The 2292-nt window shown below is 61.6% G+C and carries 3 protein-coding genes; all 3 read right to left on the bottom strand.

Going from position 1 to position 2292, the window contains the following annotated elements:
- Positions 1-949 (bottom strand): ribonucleotide reductase barrel domain-containing protein (locus tag VFG33_RS02910; protein WP_524538114.1); only part of this gene is annotated, 949 nt, incomplete at its 3' end.
- Positions 916-1377 (bottom strand): class Ib ribonucleoside-diphosphate reductase assembly flavoprotein NrdI, encoded by a 462-nt coding sequence (gene nrdI / locus VFG33_RS02905; RefSeq protein ID WP_325022072.1) that lies wholly within the window; start codon positions 1375-1377, stop codon positions 916-918. The genes VFG33_RS02910 and nrdI, both read right to left, overlap by 34 nt.
- 38 nt (positions 1378-1415) lie before the next feature.
- Positions 1416-1667, bottom strand: a complete 252-nt coding sequence (gene nrdH, locus VFG33_RS02900; RefSeq protein WP_325022070.1) for a glutaredoxin-like protein NrdH — start codon at positions 1665-1667, stop codon at positions 1416-1418.
- Positions 1668-2292 lie beyond the last annotated feature (625 nt).

The following is a 2292-nucleotide window of genomic DNA, read 5'->3' as shown; positions in this document are numbered from 1 at the left end:
ACATGTCCTCGTTCTTCTTCGCCAGCTCGAAGGTGATGTCCGGGATCACGACGCCCAGCGAGAGCGTCTTGATCCGGATCTTCTCGTCGGCGTTCTCCCGCTTGGTATCCAGGAACCGGTAGATGTCGGGGTGATGCGCCTGCAGGTACACCGCACCCGCACCTTGGCGCGCACCCAACTGGTTGGCGTAGGAGAACGAGTCCTCGAGCAGCTTCATGATCGGGATGACGCCCGAGCTCTGATTCTCGATGTTCTTGATCGGGGCGCCGTGTTCGCGAATGTTGCTCAGCAGCAATGAGACTCCGCCACCGCGCTTGGACAGCTGCAGCGCCGAGTTGATGGAGCGCCCGATGGACTCCATGTTGTCTTCTATGCGAAGCAAAAAGCACGAGACTGGCTCACCGCGCTGCTTCTTGCCCGAGTTGAGGAACGTCGGGGTGGCCGGCTGGAACCGGCCGTCGATGATCTCGTCGACCAGCTTCTCGGCCAGCGTCGTGTCGCCTGCGGCCAGCGTCAACGACACCATGACGACGCGGTCCTCGAACCGTTCGAGATAGCGCTTCCCGTCGAACGTCTTCAGCGTGTACGAGGTGTAGTACTTGAACGCTCCGAGGAACGTCGGGAACCGGAACTTCTTGGCGTAGGCCCGGTCCAGCAGCGTCTTGACGAAGTTGCGGCTGTACTGGTCGAGCACCTCGCGCTCGTAGTAGTTCTCCTTGACCAGGTAGTCGAGCTTCTCGTCCTGATTGTGGAAGAAAACCGTGTTCTGGTTGACGTGCTCCAGGAAGTACTGGTGCGCGGCTTCCCGGTCCTTCTCGAACTGGATCTTGCCGTCGGCGTCATACAGGTTCAGCATCGCGTTGAGCGCGTGGTAGTCCGTCTCGCCCGTCCCCGAGGGATGGTGGGCGCCGGAGGTTACAGGCTCTGCAGCTGTGACGGTTGGGGGCACGTCTGGTCCTTCCAGAATTCGGCAAGGCCCTCGCGGACGGCGATGACGTCGTCCGCGGTGCCCATCAGTTCGAAGCGATACAGGTACGGAACGCCGCACTTGCGGGAAACGACGTCCCCCGCATAGCCGAATTCGGCGCCGAAGTTGGTATTGCCCGCGGCGATGACACCGCGCAGCAACGACCGGTTCTTTTCGTTGTTGAGAAAGGCGATCACTTGCTTGGGGACGTATCCCCCAGCGTCGGGATCGGGTCCGTTGGCGTGCCCGCCACCGTAGGTGGGGAGCACCAGGACGTAGGGCTCATCGACCTCGATGCGCCCACGCAGAGGGATACGGAAGACACTGTTGGCGGGCATTTCCAGCTTCTCGACGAAGCGGAGCGTGTTCTCCGAGACGCTGGAGAAGTAGACGAGATTGCACCCACTCATGTCGGCGACTCTCCCTTCTTCTGCCCGCCGAGTACCCGTTATGCCGTGACTGCGACTGCTCCGGACAACGCCTTGATGCGGTCCGGCCGGAAGCCCGACCAATGCTCGTTTCCGACCACGACGACAGGGGCCTGCAGGTAGCCGAGTGCCATGACGTAGTCGCGGGCTTCGGTATCCAGGCTGATGTCGACGACGTCGTAGGCAACGCCCTGCTTGTCCAACGCCTTGTAGGTGGCGTTGCACTGCACGCACGCGGGCTTCGTGTACACGGTGATCGAAGGCTGAGTCATCTTCGGTACGGCTCCTCTTGAATGAATCGGCAAGAACTAGACATGTACTGGCCATGACTGGCAACTGCGGGGTTACTGCATCTCACTGAGTTACAGCGGCCTCTGGACCTTTGAAATTCCAGCCGGTCGGGGCCGCGTTTCGGGCGAGTCTGGGAACCGTCGCCACCCGATTCTGAGCTCCGGCCGACCTCCGAACCGTGGGGGTCTGTCGGTCTGCAAGACACTACACCTAGTGGCCGACAATCAGTATAGGTACAAGATGTTCTGAACAACATTCGTGAAATTCCCAGGTCGTAAGGTGCTGCGCAGAACGTCGCCCGGCGTGTCGCACGTCACATTTGCGGGTGTGTCGCGCTATGTATATATGTCTACCACCGGCCACCGACACTGCCGGCGGCGCGGACGGCCAACAGCAAAGCCGCCGACGAGCCCGGTTCGGGCTCGCCGGCGGCGGCGATGAGCGCTTGCGCGAAGAGCAAATGGCTAGGAACGTGCTGAGTCAGGCGACCTCGGCGGCCAGCTTGCCGACCACGTCGGCGATCGCCGCGGCCACCTCGGCGTTCTCGCGCGGGTGCTTGCCGTCCAGTGACTTGAACGGAACCGACAGCTTGAGGTCCTCCACGAT

Source organism: Kribbella sp., assembly GCF_035687465.1.
Taxonomy (GTDB): domain Bacteria; phylum Actinomycetota; class Actinomycetes; order Propionibacteriales; family Kribbellaceae; genus Kribbella.
Note: the sequence above shows the minus strand (reverse complement) of the source record. Positions and strands in the feature narration are given on the sequence as shown.

Excerpts from the sequence above, each read along its gene's own strand:
- nrdI (WP_325022072.1), bottom strand. The coding sequence starts at position 1,377 with ATGAGTGGGTGCAATCTCGTCTACTTCTCCAGCGTCTCGGAGAACACG.
- nrdH (WP_325022070.1), bottom strand. The coding sequence starts at position 1,667 with ATGACTCAGCCTTCGATCACCGTGTACACGAAGCCCGCGTGCGTGCAG.